The 20,042-nt window shown below is 73.8% G+C and carries 21 protein-coding genes; 6 read left to right on the top strand and 15 right to left on the bottom strand.

Annotation, left to right across the window (positions count from 1 at the left end; genetic code table 11):
- Positions 1 to 9: 9 nt before the first annotated feature.
- The 7 genes from nuoE to OERS_RS01510 all read right to left on the bottom strand — a co-directional run bounded on the left by nuoE (position 10) and on the right by OERS_RS01510 (position 6,427).
- On the bottom strand, positions 10 to 873 hold the full coding sequence (gene nuoE, locus OERS_RS01540) for an NADH-quinone oxidoreductase subunit NuoE (protein ID WP_068623804.1): 864 nt from the start codon (positions 871 to 873) through the stop codon (positions 10 to 12).
- A complete protein-coding gene (locus OERS_RS01535; RefSeq protein ID WP_056649810.1) occupies positions 870 to 2,231 on the bottom strand; it encodes an NADH-quinone oxidoreductase subunit D in 1,362 nt (453 codons plus the stop codon). The genes nuoE and OERS_RS01535 overlap by 4 nt, the downstream gene beginning before the upstream one ends.
- On the bottom strand, positions 2,228 to 2,950 hold the full coding sequence (locus tag OERS_RS01530; RefSeq protein ID WP_139107617.1) for an NADH-quinone oxidoreductase subunit C: 723 nt from the start codon (positions 2,948 to 2,950) through the stop codon (positions 2,228 to 2,230). Before OERS_RS01530 ends, OERS_RS01535 begins: the two co-directional genes overlap by 4 nt.
- 71 nt (positions 2,951 to 3,021) lie before the next feature.
- Positions 3,022 to 3,573, bottom strand: a complete 552-nt coding sequence (locus tag OERS_RS01525) for a NuoB/complex I 20 kDa subunit family protein (protein ID WP_056649804.1) — start codon at positions 3,571 to 3,573, stop codon at positions 3,022 to 3,024.
- Between the two features lie 25 nt (positions 3,574 to 3,598).
- A complete protein-coding gene (locus tag OERS_RS01520) occupies positions 3,599 to 3,961 on the bottom strand; it encodes an NADH-quinone oxidoreductase subunit A (protein WP_056649801.1) in 363 nt (120 codons plus the stop codon).
- Between the two features lie 151 nt (positions 3,962 to 4,112).
- Positions 4,113 to 5,444 (bottom strand): geranylgeranyl reductase family protein, encoded by a 1,332-nt coding sequence (locus OERS_RS01515; protein ID WP_056763152.1) that lies wholly within the window; start codon positions 5,442 to 5,444, stop codon positions 4,113 to 4,115.
- Between the two features lie 287 nt (positions 5,445 to 5,731).
- Entirely contained in the window at positions 5,732 to 6,427 is a 696-nt protein-coding gene (locus OERS_RS01510; RefSeq protein WP_068623800.1) for a demethylmenaquinone methyltransferase, read from the bottom strand.
- A gap of 32 nt (positions 6,428 to 6,459) precedes the next feature.
- On the opposite strand from OERS_RS01510, the gene OERS_RS01505 reads away from it, so the two are divergent.
- A complete protein-coding gene (locus OERS_RS01505) occupies positions 6,460 to 7,872 on the top strand; it encodes an isochorismate synthase (protein ID WP_083201135.1) in 1,413 nt (470 codons plus the stop codon).
- Positions 7,873 to 8,040: 168 nt separating this feature from the next.
- Positions 8,041 to 8,574 carry a hypothetical protein gene (locus OERS_RS01500; protein WP_139107614.1) on the top strand — a complete coding sequence of 178 codons (534 nt, stop codon included), beginning with the start codon at positions 8,041 to 8,043 and terminating at the stop codon, positions 8,572 to 8,574.
- Positions 8,575 to 8,874: 300 nt separating this feature from the next.
- Here OERS_RS01500 and OERS_RS01495 read toward each other — a convergent pair whose 3' ends face one another.
- The 5 genes from OERS_RS01495 to OERS_RS21370 form a co-directional block, all read right to left on the bottom strand.
- The gene (locus tag OERS_RS01495; RefSeq protein ID WP_068623796.1) at positions 8,875 to 10,470 is read right to left on the bottom strand and encodes a S1C family serine protease; all 1,596 of its coding nucleotides are present in this window, start codon (positions 10,468 to 10,470) and stop codon (positions 8,875 to 8,877) included.
- Between the two features lie 113 nt (positions 10,471 to 10,583).
- Entirely contained in the window at positions 10,584 to 12,401 is a 1,818-nt protein-coding gene (gene menD / locus OERS_RS01490) for a 2-succinyl-5-enolpyruvyl-6-hydroxy-3-cyclohexene-1-carboxylic-acid synthase (RefSeq protein ID WP_068623794.1), read from the bottom strand.
- Positions 12,398 to 13,399 carry an o-succinylbenzoate synthase gene (locus tag OERS_RS01485; protein ID WP_409365913.1) on the bottom strand — a complete coding sequence of 334 codons (1,002 nt, stop codon included), beginning with the start codon at positions 13,397 to 13,399 and terminating at the stop codon, positions 12,398 to 12,400. Before OERS_RS01485 ends, menD begins: the two co-directional genes overlap by 4 nt.
- Positions 13,400 to 13,508: 109 nt before the next feature.
- On the bottom strand, positions 13,509 to 14,117 hold the full coding sequence (locus tag OERS_RS01480) for a TetR/AcrR family transcriptional regulator (RefSeq protein ID WP_082618361.1): 609 nt from the start codon (positions 14,115 to 14,117) through the stop codon (positions 13,509 to 13,511).
- Positions 14,117 to 14,257, bottom strand: coding sequence for a hypothetical protein (locus tag OERS_RS21370; protein WP_157516322.1), 141 nt, complete (start codon positions 14,255 to 14,257; stop codon positions 14,117 to 14,119). Before OERS_RS21370 ends, OERS_RS01480 begins: the two co-directional genes overlap by 1 nt.
- Before the next feature lie 54 nt (positions 14,258 to 14,311).
- Here OERS_RS21370 and OERS_RS01475 point away from each other — a divergent pair, with 54 nt between their 5' ends.
- Positions 14,312 to 15,277, top strand: coding sequence for a 1,4-dihydroxy-2-naphthoyl-CoA synthase (locus tag OERS_RS01475; RefSeq protein ID WP_068623864.1), 966 nt, complete (start codon positions 14,312 to 14,314; stop codon positions 15,275 to 15,277).
- A gap of 49 nt (positions 15,278 to 15,326) precedes the next feature.
- On the opposite strand, the gene OERS_RS01470 is transcribed toward OERS_RS01475, so the two are convergent.
- Entirely contained in the window at positions 15,327 to 15,575 is a 249-nt protein-coding gene (locus tag OERS_RS01470; RefSeq protein WP_068623792.1) for a hypothetical protein, read from the bottom strand.
- A 174-nt stretch (positions 15,576 to 15,749) separates the two neighbouring features.
- Here OERS_RS01470 and OERS_RS01465 point away from each other — a divergent pair, with 174 nt between their 5' ends.
- The gene (locus OERS_RS01465; RefSeq protein WP_082848768.1) at positions 15,750 to 16,421 is read left to right on the top strand and encodes an RBBP9/YdeN family alpha/beta hydrolase; all 672 of its coding nucleotides are present in this window, start codon (positions 15,750 to 15,752) and stop codon (positions 16,419 to 16,421) included.
- Here OERS_RS01465 and OERS_RS01460 read toward each other — a convergent pair.
- On the bottom strand, positions 16,414 to 17,430 hold the full coding sequence (locus OERS_RS01460) for a DUF3048 domain-containing protein (protein WP_068623791.1): 1,017 nt from the start codon (positions 17,428 to 17,430) through the stop codon (positions 16,414 to 16,416). The genes OERS_RS01465 and OERS_RS01460 overlap by 8 nt on opposite strands.
- Positions 17,431 to 17,558: 128 nt before the next feature.
- Here OERS_RS01460 and OERS_RS01455 point away from each other — a divergent pair, with 128 nt between their 5' ends.
- Positions 17,559 to 18,791: an AMP-binding protein gene (locus OERS_RS01455; RefSeq protein ID WP_068623789.1), complete on the top strand. Its 1,233-nt coding sequence runs from the start codon at positions 17,559 to 17,561 to the stop codon at positions 18,789 to 18,791.
- A gap of 10 nt (positions 18,792 to 18,801) precedes the next feature.
- The gene (locus tag OERS_RS01450) at positions 18,802 to 19,671 is read left to right on the top strand and encodes a 1,4-dihydroxy-2-naphthoate polyprenyltransferase (RefSeq protein WP_056649771.1); all 870 of its coding nucleotides are present in this window, start codon (positions 18,802 to 18,804) and stop codon (positions 19,669 to 19,671) included.
- Here the strand turns inward: OERS_RS01450 and OERS_RS01445 are convergent.
- A complete protein-coding gene (locus OERS_RS01445; RefSeq protein ID WP_082848769.1) occupies positions 19,668 to 19,970 on the bottom strand; it encodes a DUF4229 domain-containing protein in 303 nt (100 codons plus the stop codon). The two genes, OERS_RS01450 and OERS_RS01445, sit on opposite strands and share 4 nt — an antisense overlap.
- Positions 19,971 to 20,042: the final 72 nt, after the last annotated feature.

Genomic DNA, 20,042 nt, shown 5'->3' with positions numbered 1-20,042 from the left:
TCTGCTCGCTCACGGCTGCTTCCCCTTCGAGGCGTCGGGCGTGGCCCCCGTGGCGTCGGCGGGCGTGGTGGGCGTGCGCTCGGCGGAGGACTGCTCGTGCCCGACGGCGGAGGCGCCCGCCGCGGTCGTCTCACCCGCGACGGCGGCCGACTCGGGCTCCCGCCCGGTGGCCGGCTCGTCGACCTGTTCCGGAGCTGCCCCGCCCGGTGCGGTCCAGTCGTGCTCGCGCGCGAGCCGTAGCCCGGCCAGCGTGGGTTCGCCTGCCCCGACCCCCTCGTCGGCGCGCCCGTCCGAGAACCCGGCGAGCACGCGGCTCATCTGCTTGAAGCTGCACACCGAGGCGGCGCCGCGCGTGGGGGCGACCTGCTCGCCCGCGCGCAGGCGGTCCGCGAGCTGCGTGGCCCCCGCCGGGGTCTGGTTGTCGAAGAACTCCCAGTTGACCATCACGACGGGCGCGTAGTCGCACGCCGCGTTGCACTCGACGCGCTCGAGCGTGATGGCGCCGTCCTCGGTCGTCTCGTCGTGCCCGACCCCCAGGTGCTCGGAGAGCTCGTCGAAGATCTCGTCGCCCCCCATGACCGCGCACAGCGTGTTGGTGCACACCCCCACGGTGTAGGTGCCGTTGGGGTGGCGCTTGTACTGCGTGTAGAAGGTCGCGACGGCCGACACCTCGGCCGCCGTGATGCCGAGCTGCTCGGCGCAGAACGCGATGCCGTCGCGCGAGACGTACCCGTCCTCCGACTGCACCAGGTGCAGCATGGGCAGCAGCGCCGAGCGCTTCTGCGGGTACCGGGCGATGATCGCCGCGGTGTCCTGCGCGAGGCGCGCGTACGTCGCCTCGTCGTATCCGGACCTGTGAGCCTCGAGCGTCATCGGTCCACCCCTCCCAGCACCGGGTCGAGCGAGGCGACCGCGACGACGACGTCGGCGACCTGGCCGCCCTCGCACATCACGGCGACCGCCTGCAGGTTGTTGAACGAAGGATCACGGAAGTGCGCCCGGTAGGGGCGCGTGCCGCCGTCGGACACCAGGTGCACCCCGAGCTCGCCGCGCGGGTGCTCGACCGACTGGAAGACCTGGCCCACGGGGACCCGGAAGCCCTCCGTGACGAGCTTGAAGTGGTGGATCAGGGCCTCCATCGAGGTGCCCATGATCTCCCTGATGTGGTCGAGCGAGTTGCCCATGCCGTCGCTGCCGATCGCGAGCTGGGCGGGCCAGGCGATCTTCTTGTCGCCGACCATGACGGGCTGGCCTGCCGTGGCCTCGAGCCGCTCGAGGCACTGCTCGACGATGCGCAGCGACTGGTAACACTCCTCGAGCCGCAGCACGACGCGCGAGTAGCAGTCGGCGTCGTCCGAGGTGGGCACGTCGAAGTCGTACGTCTCGTAGCCGCAGTACGGCGCGGCCTTGCGCACGTCGTACGGCAGCCCGGTCGAGCGGAGCACGGGCCCCGTGATCGCGAGCGCCATGCAGCCCGAGAGGTTGAGGTGCCCCACCCCGACCAGGCGGGACTTGAAGATGGGGTTGGCGAGCATGAGGTCGCCGAGCTGGGCGAGGTACCCGCGGATCAGCGGGTCGGCCTTGCGGATCTGGGCCACGACGTCCGGCGGGACGTCCTGGACCACCCCGCCCGGGCGCACGTACGCGTGGTTCATGCGCAGCCCCGTGACGGCCTCGAAGATCCGCAGGATCTCCTCGCGGGCCGTGAACGAGATGGTCATGACCGTGGTCGCGCCCATCTCGTTGCCGCCCGTGCCGAGGCACACGAGGTGGGACGCGATCCGGTTGAGCTCCATCATGAGCACGCGGATGATGCTCGCCCGCTCGGGGATGTCGTCCGTGATGCCGAGGAGCTTCTCGACCGCGAGGCAGTAGGCCGTCTCCTGGAACAGGGGCGCGAGGTAGTCCATGCGGGTGCAGAACGTGACCCCCTGGGTCCACGTCCGGAACTCCATGTTCTTCTCGATGCCCGTGTGGAGGTAGCCCACGCCGCAGCGGGCCTCCGTGACGGTCTCGCCGTCGATCTCGAGCATGAGCCGCAGCACGCCGTGGGTCGACGGGTGCTGGGGGCCCATGTTGACGACGATGCGCTCCTCGCCGAGCTGGGTCGCCTCTGCCGCGATGTCGGCCCAGTCGCCGCCCGAGGCCTCGTAGCTGGGGATCGACGCGTCGAAGTCGCCGTACGGCGCCTTCGTGGCGTGGGGTGTCGCGTGCGGTGTGGTGGGGCTCACGAATACGACCTCCTCTGGTCCGGCGGGGGCACCGTGGCGCCCTTGTACTCGACCGGGATGCCGCCGAGCGGGTAGTCCTTGCGCTGCGGGTGGCCCGGCCAGTCGTCCGGCATCTCGATGCGGGCCAGGGCCGGGTGGTCGTCGAAGACGATCCCGAAGAAGTCCCACGTCTCGCGCTCGTGCCAGTCGTTGGACGGGTACACCGACGTGGTCGAGGGGATGTGCGGGTGCGCATCAGGCACTGCGACCTCGAGGCGCAGGCTCCGCCCGTGCGTGACCGACGTCAGGTGGTAGACGGCGTGCAGCTCGCGGCCCACGTCGTGGGGGTAGTGCACCCCGCTCACGCCCATGCTCAGCTCGAACCGCAGGTCCTGCTCGTCGCGCAACGCGCGGGCGACCGTGACGACGTGCCGCGGCCGGACGTGCAGCGTGAGCTCGGCGTGCAGCCCCGGCGGGTCGACGACGACCTGCTCGACGGCGTCCTCGAACCGTACGCCGGCCTCGGCGAGCACCTCCGCCAGGACGTCCACGGCCTCGTCGAACCACCCGCCGTAGGGGCGAGCGCTCGGTCCGGGCAGCACCACGGGGCGCACCAGACCGCCGTAGCCCGAGGTGTCCCCCGAGCCGTGGGCCCCGAACATGCCCGTGCGGACCTCGACGACCTCGAGCGGCTCGCGCCCACCCGAGCCCGGTCCCGCCACGAGCTCCTCGCCGGGCACGTCGCCCTGCGCGACCTTCTCCCGCTGGACGGCGTCGGCCGGGCGGCCCGTCGTCCCGTCGTCGGTGCTCGTCACCGCAGCAGCCCCTTCATCTGGAACGTCGGGGTCGCCTCGAGCGCCGCGGCCTCGGCCGCCTTGGCCGCCTCGCGACGGTTCACGCCCAGCGGCTCGGCCTGGATCTGCTCGTGCAGCGCGAGGATCGCGTTGATGAGCATCTCCGGGCGCGGCGGGCAGCCGGGCAGGTAGATGTCGACCGGCACGATGTGGTCGACCCCCTGGACGATCGCGTAGTTGTTGAACATCCCGCCGCTCGACGCGCACACGCCCATCGACAGCACCCACTTGGGCTCGGACATCTGGTCGTAGACCTGGCGCACCACGGGCGCCATCTTCTGGCTCACGCGGCCCGCGACGATCATCAGGTCGGCCTGCCGCGGCGAGGCCCGGAAGACCTCCATGCCGAAGCGGGACAGGTCGAAGCGCGACGCGCCGGCCGCCATCATCTCGATGGCGCAGCACGCCAGGCCGAACGTCACCGGCCACAGCGACGCCTTGCGGAAGTACCCCGCGAGGTTCTCCACGCTCGTGAGCAAGAAGCCCGAGGGAGCCTCTTCGATCCCCATCTGCGTTCTCCCTATCTGGTTCCGGCTAGTCCCACTCGAACCCGCCACGGCGCCATTCGTAGACGAACGGCACCGTGATCAGGGCGAGGAAGCTCAGCATGGCGACGAGCCCGAAGGTGGCCAGGACGGTGAAGTCCACCGCCCACGGGTAGAGGAAGACCACCTCGATGTCGAAGATGATGAAGGTCATCGCGACGAGGTAGTACTTGATCGGGAAGCGCCCTCCGCCGATCGCGTGCGGGGTGGGCTCGATGCCGCACTCGTACGCGTCGAGCTTGGCGCGGTTGTATCTCTTGGGGCCGATCACGGCGCTCGCGGCGACTCCGCCGAGGGCGAGCACGGCTCCGATGCCCATCAGGACGAGCACGGGCACGTAGGGGTTGGTCATCGGTCTGCTCTCCGGGGGGCGCGCTGGGGCATGTCGGGAGTGCTGCCGCCGGGCGTCCGCGCGAAGCTGCGGGCACCCGGGTCTGACGGGGGTAGGGGTGGTGACTGCGTGAACAGCGGTGACGGCCTCTTTGCCGCCTCACCAAGGTTTGTCATGCCGATGGCACCACCCTCGTCAGTCCCGCGATGACCCGGTCGACGACGTCGCCACCACGAGGTTCGTAACAGTCGGACAACAGCTTGAGGACGAAGCGCATGACGAGCGGCCGCGGCAGCCCGTACCTGGTGCACAACCGCATGATCTCGGGGTGCTCGATGAGACGCACGAAGTACCGGCCGAGCGTGTAGTAGCCGCCCAGGTCGCGGCGCATGATCTCGGGGTAGGTCGCGAGCGTGCGCTCGCGCGCCGCGTCGGTGCTGCGGGCCCGCGACTGCGCCACGACGTCCGCTGCGACGCGCGCGGCCTGCATCGCGTAGGCGATGCCCTCGCCGTTGAACGGGCTGACCATGCCGCCCGAGTCACCGACCAGCACCACGCCGCGCGAGTAGAGGGGCTTGCGGTTGAAGCCCATGGGCAGGGCCGCACCGCGGACGGGTCCGGTCTGGTTCTCCGGGGTGAACTCCCACTCGGCGGGCGCGTTGGCCATCCAGCGGGCGAACAGGTCCTTGTAGTCCACGTTCGCGGCCGACTGCCGGGCCGGGGTCGAGTTGACCGAGCCGAGCCCCACGTTCGCGGTGCCGTCGCCGAGCGCGAAGATCCACCCGTAGCCGGGCAGGAGGTTCGACTTCCCTGCCGGCCCGTCCCAGAGCTCGAGGTGGGACTCCATCCAGGCGTCGTCGTGGCGCGGGGTCTTGAAGTAGGTCCGCACCGCGACGCCCATGGGGCGGTCCTCGCGCTTCTCGAGCCCCAGGGCGAGCGCGAAGCGGGACGAGACGCCGTCCGCGGCGATGACGACGGGGGCGCGCAGCTCGTACTCGTCGCCCGCGCGGCGCCCGTTCTCGTCGAGCGGGCGCGCCGTGACACCCACGACGCGGCCCGTGCGCTCGTCGAGCAGGGGGCCGGTCACGTTGGTGCGCTCGAGCAGCTTGGCGCCCGTGCGCTGCGCGTGCTCGGCGAGCGTCTGGTCGAGGTTCATGCGCGAGCGTGCGAGCCCGTAGGACGGGTAGGCCTTGAGCTCGGGCCAGGGCAGCTCCCACGAGCGTCCGCTCGCGACGACGCGCAGGCCCTTGTTGCGGATCCAGCCGTCCTCGGCGCGGGTGGGGACGCCCATGCGCACGAGCTCGCCGACGGCCCGCGGGGTCAGCCCGTCGCCGCAGATCTTGTCGCGCGGGAAGGAGGCCTTCTCGAGGAGGAGGACGTTCAGGCCCGCCGAGGCGCAGTAGTGCGCGGCCGTGGCCCCTGCTGGGCCCGCACCGACGACGATGACGTCCGCATCATCATTCCTGTCACGCACGTTCTCACCTCGCTCGGCAAGCTCGAACACACCTCGGAAAGCCCCTTGTGAAGTCGCTCACAATGGACATCGCCACTCTAGTCACAGACGCGGGCGGATGTGTAGCAAGGCAACCCTTCCCTGGTGACCGAACCGCCAGGTCAGGCCGCGGACGCGCCGCGCCCCGGCCCGCGCGCACGGCGGGCGACGGCGGAACGGGGCACGGCAGAGCAGTCGACGGCGGGCCCGGCGGGGCCCGCCGGCCGGAGCAGCAGCGCGCGGGGCACGCCGGCCGGAGCAGCAGCGCGCAGAGCGCGACGGCCGGCGCAGGGACCCGCTCAGGCGGGGCGCACGGCCCGGTGCAGCGCGACGAGGCCGCCGCTCAGGTTCCGGTAGGCAGCGCCCTCCCACCCGGCGTCGATCATGAGGTGCGCCAGCTCGGGCTGCGCGGGCCAGTCCTGGATCGACTCGACGAGGTACTCGTACGAGCTCTTCTCCTTGGTCACGAGCCCCGCCATGACCGGCAGCATCTTCATGAAGACGCCCGTGTAGAGCGCGCGGAAGGGCTTCCAGGTGGGGCGGGAGAACTCGCAGATGACGATCCGACCCCCCGGGCGTGTCACGCGCAGCATCTCGCGCAGCGCGGCGTCGGTGTCCACGACGTTGCGCAGGCCGAACGAGATGGTCACGGCGTCGAACGACTCGTCGGCGAAGGGCAGCGCCGTGGCGTCCCCCGCGACGAACGGCAGGTCCGGGCGCCGGCGCTTGCCCACCTGGAGCATCCCGACCGAGAAGTCGCACGGCACGACCTCGACGCCCTCGTCCGCGAACGGCTCGCTCGACGTGCCGGTGCCGGCCGCGAGGTCCAGGACGCGCTCGCCCGGCAGGGCAGCGACGGCGTCGACCGTCTGCTTGCGCCACCGCCGGTCCTGCCCCAGCGAGATGACGTCGTTGGTGAGGTCGTAGCGGGAGGCGATCCCGTCGAACATCGAGGCGACCTCGGTGGGCTTCTTGTCCAGGCTTGCTCGCGACATGCGCCCATCGTTTCACGCCTACGCTGGACACGATGACTGCGCACGCTCACCCCCGCAGGGACGCCGACGACCTCGGCGCCCCTCCGGCGGGGTCCCCCCGCCCTGGCTCCACCGACTTCCCGGCCGCACCCCGCCTGGTCGTGCGGACGACCCGCCTGCCCGAGGGGCTGCCGGGCGACCTGACGGCCCTGCTCGACCTCCTGCCCGACGCGCGCCCCCTGGCCTGGGTGCGGCGCGGGGACGGGATCGTGGGGTGGGGCGAGGCGCTGCGCCTCGAGGCGTGGGGTCCCGGACGGTTCGCCGACGCCGAGGCGGCCTGGCAGGAGGTCCTGGGCGCCGCCGTCGTGCACGACGACGTGGACCTGCCCGGCTCGGGACTGGTCGCGTTCGGCTCGTTCGCGTTCGACGACGCGTCCGGCACGGCCGGGGACGCCCGCCCGGGCGGGACGATCGTGGTGCCGCGCGTCGTCGTCGGGCGCCGTGGCGGGCCCGAGGGCACGGCCTGGGTCACGAGCATCACCCAGGGCGACGCCCTGCCCGACGACGTCGCGTCCGTCCTCGACCCGGCCCGCCGCGAGCGCGTGGCCGGGCCCGGCGCGGTCACGACCGTGGACGGCTCGCTGAGCGCCGAGGACTGGACCGAGGTGGTCGCCGAGGGCGTCGAGCGCATCCGGCGCGGCGACCTCGAGAAGGTCGTGCTCGCACGCGACGTGCTGGCCACGGCCGAGCACCCCGTGGACCCCCGCTGGATGCTCCGCCGCCTCGCGGTGGCCTACGACGCGTGCTGGACCTTCTCGGTGGACGGCATGGTCGGCGCGACCCCCGAGCTGCTCGTGCGCAGCGAGAAGGGGCTCGTGACCTCGCGCGTGCTCGCGGGCACCATCCGCCGCTCGGGCGGCGCCGAGGCGGACGACGACTCGCTGCTGCGCGCCGCGCACCTCGCGCGCTCGTCCAAGGACCTCGAGGAGCACGAGTACGCCGTGGCGTCGGTCGCCGACGCGCTCGCCCCGTTCTGCTCGTCGATGAACGTGCCCGACGCGCCGTTCGTGCTGCACCTGCCGAACGTCCTGCACCTGGCCTCCGACGTCACGGGCGTGCTCGCGGCCGGGACGGGCGGGTCCCCCGCCCCGACGAGCCTCGCGCTCGCGGCCGCGCTGCACCCGTCGGCCGCCGTGTGCGGGACCCCGACCCTCGCCGCGCGCGACCTGATCCGCGAGATCGAGGGCATGGACCGCGCCCGCTACGCGGCCCCGGTCGGGTGGTTCGGCGCCGACGGCGACGGCGAGTGGGGCATCGCGCTGCGCTCGGCCGAGCTGTCGCCGCAGGACCCGCACCGGGTGCGTCTCTTCGCGGGCTGCGGGATCGTCGCAGCCTCCGACCCGGGAGCCGAGCTCGCCGAGTCCGAGGCCAAGCTCGAGCCCATGCGGTACGCGCTCGGGGGCTGAGCGCGGCCGGTCGACCAACGCGCACACCACCCGTGGCAGAGTCGGACCCCTCGGGCTCTGCTGGTGGTTTTGGTGAGTTACGCGACGTATAGCCCGTTCGACGGACATCTCCGGACAACGCCCAGGTCGGCCTGTTAAATTCGCCCGGTGCCCGATGCGACGATGACGATGACTCTGGATCCCACGCAGCGCGACGTCACCGTGCGCCGCGCCACGACCGCGGACCGCGAGGACCTCTGGCTCCTGGTGCTCCGCCTGCAGCCCGACGCGCCGGACCGGGCGACCTACGACCGCGTGGTCGGGCCCCTGCTGCGGGCGCTCGACACCCTCCTGCTGGTCGCCCAGGACGCCACGGGGGTCGTCGGCTATCTCCTCGCGAGCCAGCGCCTGACCTTCAGCGGGAACGGCGCGGTCGTCGAGATCGACGAGATCGCTCTCGCCCCCGAGGCCGACCAGTGCCTCGTCTCGGCAGAGCTGATCGGCGCGGTCGAGGCGTGGGGCCAGGAGCAGCGCGCGACGCGTGTCACGCTCGCCGACGTCCTGCCCCGCGAGACCGCCGAGGAGCTCGGGTTCGCCACGACCGAGGTCCGCTCCACCAAGGCGCTCGACCTGCTCGACGCCGACCCCGTGCTCACCTCGCCCTGGGACGGCCCGGCCGTGCCCGCGAGCGACCCCGACGAGGCCCTGCCGGTCCGCGACTGACCTCGTCGCCCGAGGCGGCACCGCCCTCGGCAGGTCGGGCGGGCCCCGGTGGATCCGCCGTCCCGGCCGAGCCCGGACACGACGACGCCCGGTCCGTGCGGAGAACCGCACGTACCGGGCGTCGGTGCCGAGGGACACCTGCAGGGGAACAGGGCCACGCCTCGGCTCGGTCTCGCCGGTCACGGGGGACGCGTCCCGGCGAGACCGTGAAGGACCGCAGCGGCACCGGCTCACGTCGGTGGGCACAGGGGGGAGGTCCCCACCGGTGCAGCCGGTACCGCCGGGTCCGGCCTGTGGTGCTCAGCCCTGACCGTTGAACCAGTCGAAGGGGTTGGGCACGTTGTTCGGGCTGGTCTGGTCGGACCCGTCCTGACCGTTGCCCGGGACCTGGCCCGAGCCGTCCTGGCCGCTCGAGCCCTGGTCGGAGCCGGAACCCGAGCCGGTGCTCTCCTCGGTCGGCTTGGCGGCGAGCGTCACGTCGACGTCGATCGCCTTGCCGTCGCGGACGACCGTGAGCTTCACGACGTCGCCGGTCGCACGCTCGCGCACGAACCCGGTCAGGGACTCGGCGCCGCTCACGGCGGTGTCGTCGATCGCGACGATCACGTCACCGACCTCGAGCCCGGCCTCCGCGGCCGGGGAGCCCTCGGAGACCTGCTTGACCTCGGCGCCACGGCGCGTGACGCCGTCGGCCGTCGCGGTCGCGTCGGTCATGCTCACGCCCAGGAACGCGTGCTCGGCCGTGCCGCTCTCGATGAGCTGCGCGCTGATGTTCTTCGCGAGGTTCACCGGGATGGCGAAGCCCAGGCCGATCGAGCCGGACTGGCTCGACGTCGTCGCGATCGACGAGGTGATGCCGATGACCTCGCCCTGCGCGTTGAACAGCGGGCCACCGGAGTTGCCCGGGTTGATCGCGGCGTCGATCTGGATCGCGTTGGTGACCACGGTGCTGCCGCCGTCGGCACCCGAGGCGGCGACCGGGCGGTCGAGCGCGGAGACGATGCCCGTCGTGGCGGTGTTCGCGAGGCCCAGCGGGTTCCCGACGGCCAGGACCGACTCGCCGACCGTGACGTCGTCGGAGTCGCCGAACGACGCGGGCGTGAGGTTGCTCGGCGGGTCGACCAGCTTGACGACCGCGAGGTCGGTCGTCGGGTCGAGCCCGACGATCTTGGCCTCGTAGAGGCGTCCGTCGCTCAGCGTCACCTGGACGGTGTCGCCCTGGGCGCCCTCGACGACGTGGTTGTTGGTCAGGACGTGGCCCTCGGTGTCGATCACGACACCCGAGCCCTCGCCGCCGCCCGAGGCCGTGGTGACCTGGATCGAGACGACGGACGGCGCGACGGCGCTCGTCACGGCCTGCCAGTCCGGGTTCTCCGACGTCGAGCTCGCCACGGGGACCGTGGTGTTCTCCTTGTTCTCGCCGACCGAGGCCAGCGAGCTGGGCGCGGAGCCCGACCCGTCGAGGACGCTGAGCAGGCCAGCGGTCCCGGCGCTCGCGAGGACGGCCGCCGCGGCGGCCGCGCCGACCACGGGGATCCAGGTCCTGTTCTTCTTCGAGGCGGCCGGTGCTGCCTCGGTCGCGACCGGGGCGGGCGGCATGCCTGCCGCGGAGTACGCGGTGCTCGTGGGCGCACCGTACGGTGCGTGGGGCGAGTGCTGGGCCGGGGCCGGCTGCGCGGGTGCCACGTGCGGCGCCGGCGGCGCGGGCACGGGGGCCGGGTGCGGCGCGGCGAACTGCTGCGTGGGCTGCGCCTGCGGGGCCGGAGCCTGCGGGGCGGCGGGCGCCTCGGGCGTCACGGGAAGCTGCTGCGTGGCCTGCGCCTCGATGCGCTGCGTGTCGCCGTCGCGGGGGGCCTCGGGCTGGGGGACGTTCGACTGCGGGGTGTTCTCGGTCATGGGGTGTTCCCTCCTCGTTCTGTCTGAGGACTACTTCACACCCGGGCGCTGAAACACTGCTTGAACGTTCCTGTGAGTTCGCTGCGAGTTCCTGACGACGGCTGGGAGACCTCTCAGGCGCCCTCGGACGGCGCCGCGCCACCCGGCAGGAGCTCCGGCGGCACGGCCCGCAGGACCGCGTCCCGCACGTCGGCAGCGAGACGGGAGCCCTCGGTCCGGCGCGCACCGCGCCCGACGCGGACCTCGAGCACCTCGACGCCCCGGGGCCGTCCCGCGAGCGCCTCGCGCAGCCCCTCGACGTCGGTCAGGAGCCGGTGCCGCACGCCGTATCCCGCGCACAGCGCCGCGAGGTCGGCCCCGTGCGGCGTCGCGAAGACCCGCTCGAACGCACGGCTCGTCGACGGTTCCTGCTCGGCGAGCGCCCCGTACTCGAGGGTCGCGAAGATCGAGCCGCCGTCGTCGTTGACGACGACGACCTGGAGGTCCGCGGCCGGTTCGAGGGGCCCCCGCAGGAGCCCGCCCGCGTCGTGCAGGAACGTGAGGTCGCCGACGAGCGCGCGCGTGCGACGCCCCGAGCGCGCCGCGACGTGGGCGACGCCGGTCGCGGTCGAGACCGTCCCGTCGATGCCCGCGAGGCCCCGGTTGGCCAGCACGAGCGGCGAGGCTCCCCAGTCGGCGACCAGGTCCAGGTCACGCACGGGGTTGCTCGAGCCGACCACGAGCACGTCTCCCGGCCCGCTCGCCTCGGCGACGGCCGCTGCCACGGCGAGCGCCGTCGTCGGGCCGGGGGCCGCGGCGCTCGCGGCGACGACCTTGCGCGCCGCCTCGCCCGCGCCGCGCCACGCGTCGAGCCAGGCACGGTCACCCGCGTGCTCGGTCCACCACCCGGCCGGGACGCCGGGCAGGACGACGTCCGCCGCGCGGGCGGCGTCGGGCCAGGGCGCTGCGCCGGGCGCGACCACGAGCACCTCGACGTCCTCGCGCGCGAGGAGCTGCTGGACGGGCCGCGAGAGCGTCGGGCGGCCCATGACGACGACGCGCTCGACACGACCGCCGAGCACGCCCAGGACGAGCCGGTGCGCCGCGACCGCGTGCGTCCCGGCCGCGGCCCCGGACGAGGCCTCGGCGAGCAGCGGCCAGCCGCGCGCCTCGGCGAGGCGCCGCGCGTCGTCCCCTGCCCCGTCCCCGGCGACGAGCACGGTCGCGGGGCCGGGATCGAGCGGGTACGGCCCGACGACGTCGCTCACCTCCCCGACGAACGTCCGGAGCGCGTCGGCCCGGGTCTCGCCCGGCACCTCCCCCGGCCCTGCCGACAGCAGCGCTGCGAGCTCCGCGGGGGGCGCGAGGGGCTCGCGGAACGCGACGTTCAGGTGGACCGGGCCGGGGTACCGCGAGCGGGTCCCGCGCGCGGCCGCGAGCGCCCGCACCAGGACGGAGCGTAGGTCGCGGGCCTCGCCCGGGCGACCGTCGGGGGCCGGGACGTCGACCGTGTGGCGCACCGCTCTCCCGTAGAGACCCACCTGGTCGGTCGTCTGGTTGGCACCGGTGCCGCGCAGCTCGTGCGGGCGGTCGGCCGTGACCAGGACGAGAGGCACCCCGGTGTGGTGGGCCTCGAGCACCGCGGGGTGCAGGTTGGCGGCCGCGGTGCCCGACGTCGTGACCACGGCCACGGGGCGCAGGCGGTCCGGACCCTCGGTGATCGCGGAGCCGCGCGAGAGGCCGAGCGCGAGGAAGGCCGCGGTGCGCTCGTCGATCCGCACGTGGAGGGTCAGCCGTCCGGCAGCGTCGGCCGCGGCGAGCGCGTACGCGAGCGCCGCGCTGCGCGATCCGGGGGACAGCACCACGTCCGTCACCCCGTCGGCGACCAGGCCCTCGACGATCTGCCGGGCCGCAGCCAGGGAGGGCGGGAGGACAGGGCGGTCGCCGCTCACGCTGCCGCTCCGTCGAGGAGGGCGCCGACGCGCTCGTACCGAGCGGTCCACCGCGCCCCGGTGGCAGGGTCGGCAACGGCGCGGGCGAGCGCCCGGGTCGACGGCTCGGGGCGCCGTACGGCGATCTCCCCGCCCACGGGCAGGAGCGGCTCGTCGACCACGTCGTGGGCCAGGAGCTGGGACGTCGCGAGGCCGCACGCGTACGGCAGGTCCGGCAGGGCGGCCGCGAGCGCGAGGCCCGCCGCGAGGCCCACCGAGCTCTCGAGGGCCGAGGACACGACGACGGGGAGGCCGACCTGCTCGGCGAGGTCGAGGCAGGCCCTGACCCCTCCGAGAGGCTGGACCTTGAGGACCACGACGTCCGCGGCCTCGGCACGCAGGACCTCGAAGGGGTCCTCGGCACGGCGGATCGACTCGTCGGCCGCGACCGGGACGGAGACCGCACGCCGCACGGCCGCGAGCTCGGGGACGCTCGCGCAGGGCTGCTCGACGTACTCGAGGCCGCCGGCCGCCCGGTCGAGGAGCGGGATCCGGTGCAGGGCCTCGTCGAGCGTCCAGGCACCGTTGGCGTCGACGCGGATCCGGCCGCCCGGGCCGAGCGCGTCGCGGACGGCCTCGAGTCGCGCGAGCTCGTGGTCGACGGGCTCGACCCGACCGTCGGGGCCTCGCTGGGCGACCTTGACCTTGGCGGTCCGGCAGCCGTCGGACGCCAGGACGATCCCGTGCGCGCGCTGCGGGTCGGTCGCGGGCACCGTGACGTTGACAGGCACGCTCGACCGCACCGGCGCGGGCCACCCGAGGTGCGCGGCCTCCCGGGCCGCACGCAACCACGCGGCGGACTCGGCGTCGTCGTACTCCCAGAAGGGCGAGAACTCGGCCCACCCGGCCTCTCCTCGCACGAGCAGCCCGTCCCGGACGTCCAGGCCCCGGAATCGGGTGCGCAGGGGCGTGGACCAGGCGACGACCGGCGGGAGGGGAGGTGTGGGGGGCACGGTCACAGGTTATCTCCGGAGGCCGGCCCGGGCCGTCCGATGGTGCCCCAGGGCCACGGAGGCGCCGGAGCGACGGAGGCCCGTCAGGCCTGGGGCCCGACCGCGGGCGGACGGGTCAGGCTCCCCCGAGCAGCTCGGTCACGCACTCGACCGCGAGGTCGCGCACGGCACGGCCCTCGCACAGCGCGGTCACCGCGGCGCCGTCCACCACCGCGATCAGCAGGACCGCGGAGAACCGCGCGCCGAGCTGGGCGAGCAGCTCGTCGATCACGACGTCGAGCTCCCCCCGTCCCTGCGCGAACGCGGCGGCCAGGACGGGGCTGCGCCCCGCGCTCACGACGTGCTCGTAGAAGCCGAGGAGCTCGCCGTGGTCCCCCGGGGGCAGCACCGCGTCGACGAGCAGCAGGGCACGCGAGCGCGTGCTCAGGGTCTCGACGCCGCCCTCGGCGACCAGCTCGGTCACCGAGTGGCCGATCGCCTGGGCCCGCTCGGCCCAGCCACGGACGATCTGCTCGCCCGCCGCACCGAGCAGGTCGTCGAGCCCCGTGAAGTAGTAGGTCGTCGCGGCGAGCGGGACGTCGGCCTGAGCGGCCACCGAACGGTGCGTCACGGCCGCGGGGCCGTCCCGCAGGATGAGCTCGGCCGCGGCCGAGACGATGCGGTCGCGTCGCTGGGTGCCGCGGGCCTGCCTGCGGGGGACGTGCTTCTCGGACTCTGGAGCCATCAGTGACTTCCTCCGGACAGGTTGAGGCCGTCGGTCCCGCGTACGGCGGGGACCAGCGGCAGGATCTTGAGCACAGACGTGGCTTCACCGAAGTACACGATCGCGAGCACTGCCGTCAAGATCTCGCCGATCCCACCCACACACCGTAGGCCACACCGACGGTCGACGACTCACGGGCGGCTAGGGTGGCCGTCGTGAGCAGCATCCCCGCACAGGTGTCCGAGACGTTCGATCCCCAGGCCTGGCGCACCGTCGCCGGCTTCGAGGGACTCACCGACATCACCTACCACCGTGGCGTCGAACGCGGCCTGGTCGACGGTGAGACGCGCGAGCGCGACCTCCCGGTCGTCCGCGTCGCGTTCGACCGGCCCGAGGTCCGCAACGCGTTCCGCCCCCACACGGTCGACGAGCTCTACCGGGTGCTCGACCACGCGCGCATGACCTCCGACGTCGGGACGGTCCTGCTCACGGGCAACGGCCCCTCGGCCAAGGACGGCGGCTGGGCGTTCTGCTCGGGGGGCGACCAGCGCATCCGCGGGCGCGACGGCTACCGGTACACGACGAGCGAGGACGCCCAGACGGCCGACGCGATCGACCCCGCCAAGGCCGGGCGGCTCCACATCCTCGAGGTCCAGCGCCTCATCCGGACCATGCCCAAGGTCGTCATCGCCGTGGTCAACGGGTGGGCCGCCGGGGGCGGGCACTCGCTTCACGTGGTCGCGGACCTGTCGATCGCGAGCCGCGAGCACGCGCGGTTCAAGCAGACCGACGCCAACGTGGGCTCGTTCGACGCGGGCTACGGATCGGCGCTCTTCGCCCGGCAGGTCGGGCAGAAGCGTGCCCGTGAGGTCTTCTTCCTCGCCCGCGAGTACTCGGCCCAGGACGCCTACGAGTGGGGCGCCGTGAACGAGGTCGCGGACCACGCCGACCTCGAGAGGCTCGCGCTCGAGCACGCGCGGATCATCGCGACCAAGTCGCCCCAGGCGATCCGCATGCTCAAGTTCGCGTTCAACCTGGCCGACGACGGGCTGGCGGGCCAGCAGGTCTTCGCAGGGGAGGCCACGCGGCTCGCGTACATGACGGACGAGGCCGTCGAGGGGCGCGACGCGTTCCTCGAGCGCCGCGACCCGCAGTGGGACGACTTCCCGTACTACTTCTGACGGGTGCCGGCGGTCTGACCGGTGCCGGCGGGGCGCGCTGTGCGCCGCGTCAGCCCGTGATGAAGCCGCTGAGCAGCCCGACGATCCCACGGCCGGCGAATGCCGCGGTGACGGCCAGGCCGAACAGCAGGACGATCGACGCGACGACGGGTCCGATCGACCCGGCCGGACGCGCGCCGTCCTCGTCGTCGTCCTCCTCGGCACGCAGCACGGGCCGGGCAGGGGCGATCGAGGGCGGGAACGGGGTGACCGTGGACGTGGGCTCGAACGGGCTCTGGGTGGGGTTGATCGTTGCCATGCCTCTACGTTCCCGTGGGGAGGGGTGCAGGCACATCGGTCCAGCGGCTCGACCTGCGCACCCGCCGGTCCACCTCAGGGGTGAGCGGGCCGTCCTCCCCGAGGAGGAGGGGCCACGCGGCATCCTCCTCGATCCGTCCGGAACATCGCTCCGACCTGCGGCGTTGCTCAGGGCATGACTCATCGCACCGACGCCGCTGCCGCCACGCACCCGACCGTCCAGGAACCGGCCGCCGGCACGAGCCCGACTCCCCCGGCGACCAGGATCGTGGTGGTGCACGGCCTGGGCGCCACGGCCGTCAGCCACTGGTTCGGTGCGCTCCAGGAGCGCTACACGCCGTACGGGATCGAGGTCGTGGTCCCGGACCTGCCCGACTCGCAGGCGCCCGACCTCGACACGTGGCTCTCGCGGCTGGCCGAGGTGGTCGGGGCGATCGACGAGCGCACCGTCCTGGTGGGTCACAGCCTCGGCTGCGTCAGCATCCTCCAGCACCTCGCCGCCCGCGACGACGACTGGCGGCTCGGCGGTCTCGCGCTCGTGGCCGGCTTCGTGGAGCAGGTCCCCGGCATCCCCGAGGTCGACCACTTCGTCGCCCGCGAGACCGACCCGGCGGGGATCGCTGCCCGCACCGCGCGTCGGCTCGTCGTGAGCGCCGACGACGACCCGGTGGTCCCCCGGCGGCTGACCGAGGACCTCGCCCGGGGCCTCGACGCCGACCTGATCGTGGTCGACGGCGCCGGGCACTTCCTCGCGCGCGGCGGCTTCGACCGGCTCGCGGTGCTCGAGTCGGTGCTCGACGGGTGGACGCTCACCGGCTCGGCGACCGGGCGACCCGCAGTCAGCTGACCGTCCAGCTCCCGCCCGCGCGCGGGACGAGCTCGACCCAGGTGACGCCCTGCTCGAGGAGGATCGGCTCGCCGTCGGGCCCCGTGAGGACGAGCGGCTCGTCGACCGAACCCTGCGACCACGTCACGGCGACGTGCTTCCCACCGCTGGCCACGAGCCCCTCGCCCGAGCCCACCAGCAGCGTCTCCGGCACGGCCGTCCCGGCCGGGTCCTTGAACTGCGTGTCGCGGACCTCGACGCCGAGCACCACGACGTTCTGCGCCGAGAGCCGCGTGCCGTCGGACGACACGGCCGGCGTGGTCCCCTCGTTGCGCAGGAAGGCCGCCTGCTCGGCGTCCCAGACCCACTGGGCCCTGCTCGCGAACGTGAGGGTCACGTCGAGCAGGCTCAACGGTGCACCCGTCGTGGTCGCGGTGCCCTGACCCGGGACCCGGACGTGCCGGAGCTGGGTCGGGGGCGCCGTGCGGTCGCCGTCGGCCTGCGCCCAGAAGTCGGCCGGCGTCCCGAACAGGTTGTGCGGGGCGCGCTTGCCCTTCTTGAGGAAGAACCCGTCGTCGCCCTCGTCGTGCACGATCGTCTGGATACCGGCATCTCGGACGGCTTCCACGAACGGGGGCTGCCCACCGCTGAAGGCGAGCACGCCGCGCGTCGGCCCGACGATGGCCGGGTCCATGGGACGCACCGAGCGGACGGGACCGACCATCTCCGGGGACTGCGAGTGGTAGACCGCCACGAACCGCGTGATGCCGCCCTCGACCACCTCCTCCCACACCATGTCGGCCTGCTCGAGGCCCGTCTGGGGGCGCGCCTGCGGCAGGTTCTCGATCTTGACGGCGAGCGCAGGACGGTCGTCGACCGCGTCGGAGGGGACACCGGTGAGCGGCCAGGCCGGAGGGACCGCGGGGTCGGGTGGGCCCGCCTTGTCCGACTCAACGGTTGCCGGGACGGTGCTGGTCGGGGCGTCCGCGGGCCCCCCGCTGCACGCCGCGAGCACGAGCACGCCCACCATCAGCGCCCCAGCCCGCCCGAGGCTCCGTCCGACCTGCCCTGGCGTCCTTGCCGTCACGGTTCCCTGCCCTTCGCCCTGCTCCGGTCCACGGTCCCTCGTCACCCTACGACCCGATCTACGCTGGACGGATGTCACGCGCCGATGGTCCCTCCGACGCCCTCGCCCTGCGTGCGGCGGTCGCCGACGCCCTCGCAGGGCGCGGTCCCGCGGTCGCCCCGGCACCGCTCGCCTTCACCGGGCCGCTGCCCGAGGGCACGGCCCTGGTGCTGCAGACCTCGGGCTCGACCGGTCTGCCTCGCGAGGTCGCGCTGAGCGCGAGCGCGCTCGTCTCCTCGGCGCGCGCCACGCACGAGCGTCTGGGTGGGGACGCGCAGTGGTTGCTCGCCCTGCCGCCGACGCACGTCGCGGGGCTCCAGGTGGTCCTGCGCTCGGTGGTCGCCGGGACCCCGCTCGTGACCGCCGACCTCGACGCCCCGTTCTCGCCCGCGGGCTTCGCCGCGGACGCCGCGCGCATGGACGGCGAGCGGCGCTACGTCTCGCTCGTCCCGACCCAGCTCCACCGCCTCGTGCACGCCCAGGGGACCGCGGACGGAGAGGCCGCGCTCGCCGCGCTGCGCTCGTTCGACGCGATCCTCCTCGGCGGGGCCGCGGCCCCGCCCGCGCTGTTGGCCGGGGCCCGCGCGGCAGGGGCCAGGGTCGTGACGACCTACGGGATGACGGAGACCTGCGGGGGCTGCGTGTACGACGGCGTCCCGCTCGCGGGCGTGCGGGTACGGGTCGTCGAGCGCTCGTCCGGGCAGGTCCTGCCTCCGGGGGACGCGGGTGTCGTCGAGATCGGCGGGCCCGTCCTCGCGACGGGCTACCTCGGTGACGAGGCGCTCACGGCCGAGGTGTTCCGGCGCGACCCCGACGGCTCGCGCTGGCTGCGCACCAACGACCTGGGCTCGCTCTCCCCGGACGGCTCGCTCACGGTCCACGGCCGGGCCGACGACGTCGTGGTCTCGGGCGGGGTCAACGTCGCCCCGGCCGCGGTCGAGGCCGTGCTGGCCGGTGCGCTCTCGGGCGAGGACGGGATCGGCGAGGTGTGCGTGGTCGGGATCCCCGACCCCGAGTGGGGGCAGGCGGTCGTCGCGGTCGTGACCCGCGGAGGCTCGCCCCGTGCGACTCCTGGCCCCGAGGGCGAGCCCGACGCCGAGCTGCTGACCCGGGCCCGGCACGCGGTCGCGACTACGCTGGGACCGCCCGCCGCACCGCGGTACCTGCTCGTCGTGGACGACCTGCCGCGACGAGGCCCGGGCAAGATCGACCGGGCGGCCGTGTCCGCGCTCGCCGCCCGCACCGCACCTCGCACCACCCACTGATCGGAGCACCATGGCCACCTCTGCCGAATGGGTCGCGGGCGCGCGCCTGCGCACCCTCCCCGCGGCGGCCGCACCCGTCCTCGTCGGCTCCGGAGCCGCGGCACAGATCGACGCGTTCGCGTTCTGGCCCGCGCTGCTCGCGCTGGGCGTCGCGCTCGCGCTGCAGGTCGGCGTGAACTACGCGAACGACTACTCGGACGGGGTGCGCGGCACGGACGTCGACCGCGTGGGCCCCATGCGGCTGACCGCGTCGGGGGCCGCGCTCGCCTCACAGGTGCGCAACGCGGCCTTCGTGTGCTTCGGCGTGGCGGCGGTCCTCGGTCTGGGGCTCGTGGCCCTCACGGGCCACTGGTGGCTGCTGGCCGTGGGAGCCGTCGCGATCGCCGCGGCCTGGTTCTACACGGGAGGCAAGAATCCCTACGGCTACCGCGGTCTCGGCGAGGTCGGGGTCTTCGTGTTCTTCGGGCTCGTCGCGGTCCTCGGGACCACCTACACGCAGGCCGGCCGCATCACCTGGGTCGCTGGTGTGGGCGCCGTGGCCGTGGGCCTGCTCGCGTGCGCGCTGCTCATGATCAACAACGTCCGGGACATCCCCACCGACGTGCTCGCCGGGAAGCGGACAGTGGCCGTGCGGCTCGGCGACTTCCGGGCGCGGCGTGCCTACGTCGCGATGATCTGGGTGCCGATCCTGCTGGCCGTGGTGTGCGCGTTCGCCGCACCGTGGTCCCTGCTGGTGCTGCTCCTGCTGCTGCCCGCAGTGCTGCTGACCCTCCCGGTGCTCGCCGGGGCGCGTGGCCCCCTGCTGGTCCCGGTCCTCGCGGGCACGGGCATGTTCGAGCTCGGGTACGGGGTGCTGCTGGGACTGGGGCTCGCGCTCTAGCCGTCCGTCCCGCGGGCGTGCGTCTCGTCGGAGGCCGCGTCGACCGCGGCGTCCTCGAACGCGGCGTCGTCCTCGACCGCCCGCGAGAACTGCTCACCGGTCGCCCGGCGGTGCGCGGCACGGTCCGCGAGGTACTGCGCAGCGCGCTCGCGCGGGCCCCGCAGCGTCAGGTAGGAGACCAGCAGGGCGAGCACGGCCGCGAGGACCGCGCACACGACCCAGTGGCCGAGGCCGAAGGCGTAGAGCACGACGAAGAGCACCCCGAAGATCGCGAGGCGCAGGGCGGAGTAGATGACCATGGGCACCCCTCCAGGGTAGGCGCCCCGCGGAGCCCGGGGCGACACGCCTCACGACGCACGGGAAGGCACGCG

It is taken from the genome of Oerskovia enterophila (assembly GCF_001692445.1).
Lineage (GTDB): Bacteria > Actinomycetota > Actinomycetes > Actinomycetales > Cellulomonadaceae > Oerskovia > Oerskovia enterophila.
The sequence above is the reverse complement of the archived record's forward strand: the minus strand, read 5'-3'. Positions and strand labels throughout refer to the sequence as shown.

Bases quoted from the DNA above. Each gene is read 5' to 3' on its own strand.
- OERS_RS01480 (WP_082618361.1), bottom strand. From the start codon at position 14,117: ATGGCTCCAGAGTCCGAGAAGCACGTCCCCCGCAGGCAGGCCCGCGGC.
- OERS_RS01520 (WP_056649801.1), bottom strand. From the start codon at position 3,961: ATGACCAACCCCTACGTGCCCGTGCTCGTCCTGATGGGCATCGGAGCC.
- OERS_RS01500 (WP_139107614.1), top strand. From the start codon at position 8,041: ATGACTCTGGATCCCACGCAGCGCGACGTCACCGTGCGCCGCGCCACG.
- OERS_RS01460 (WP_068623791.1), bottom strand. From the start codon at position 17,430: ATGGTGGGCGTGCTCGTGCTCGCGGCGTGCAGCGGGGGGCCCGCGGAC.
- nuoE (WP_068623804.1), bottom strand. From the start codon at position 873: ATGACGCTCGAGGCTCACAGGTCCGGATACGACGAGGCGACGTACGCG.
- OERS_RS01495 (WP_068623796.1), bottom strand. From the start codon at position 10,470: ATGACCGAGAACACCCCGCAGTCGAACGTCCCCCAGCCCGAGGCCCCC.
- OERS_RS01455 (WP_068623789.1), top strand. From the start codon at position 17,559: ATGTCACGCGCCGATGGTCCCTCCGACGCCCTCGCCCTGCGTGCGGCG.
- OERS_RS01505 (WP_083201135.1), top strand. From the start codon at position 6,460: ATGACTGCGCACGCTCACCCCCGCAGGGACGCCGACGACCTCGGCGCC.
- OERS_RS01465 (WP_082848768.1), top strand. From the start codon at position 15,750: ATGACTCATCGCACCGACGCCGCTGCCGCCACGCACCCGACCGTCCAG.
- OERS_RS01470 (WP_068623792.1), bottom strand. From the start codon at position 15,575: ATGGCAACGATCAACCCCACCCAGAGCCCGTTCGAGCCCACGTCCACG.
- OERS_RS01445 (WP_082848769.1), bottom strand. From the start codon at position 19,970: ATGGTCATCTACTCCGCCCTGCGCCTCGCGATCTTCGGGGTGCTCTTC.
- OERS_RS01510 (WP_068623800.1), bottom strand. From the start codon at position 6,427: ATGTCGCGAGCAAGCCTGGACAAGAAGCCCACCGAGGTCGCCTCGATG.
- OERS_RS01450 (WP_056649771.1), top strand. From the start codon at position 18,802: ATGGCCACCTCTGCCGAATGGGTCGCGGGCGCGCGCCTGCGCACCCTC.
- OERS_RS01525 (WP_056649804.1), bottom strand. From the start codon at position 3,573: ATGGGGATCGAAGAGGCTCCCTCGGGCTTCTTGCTCACGAGCGTGGAG.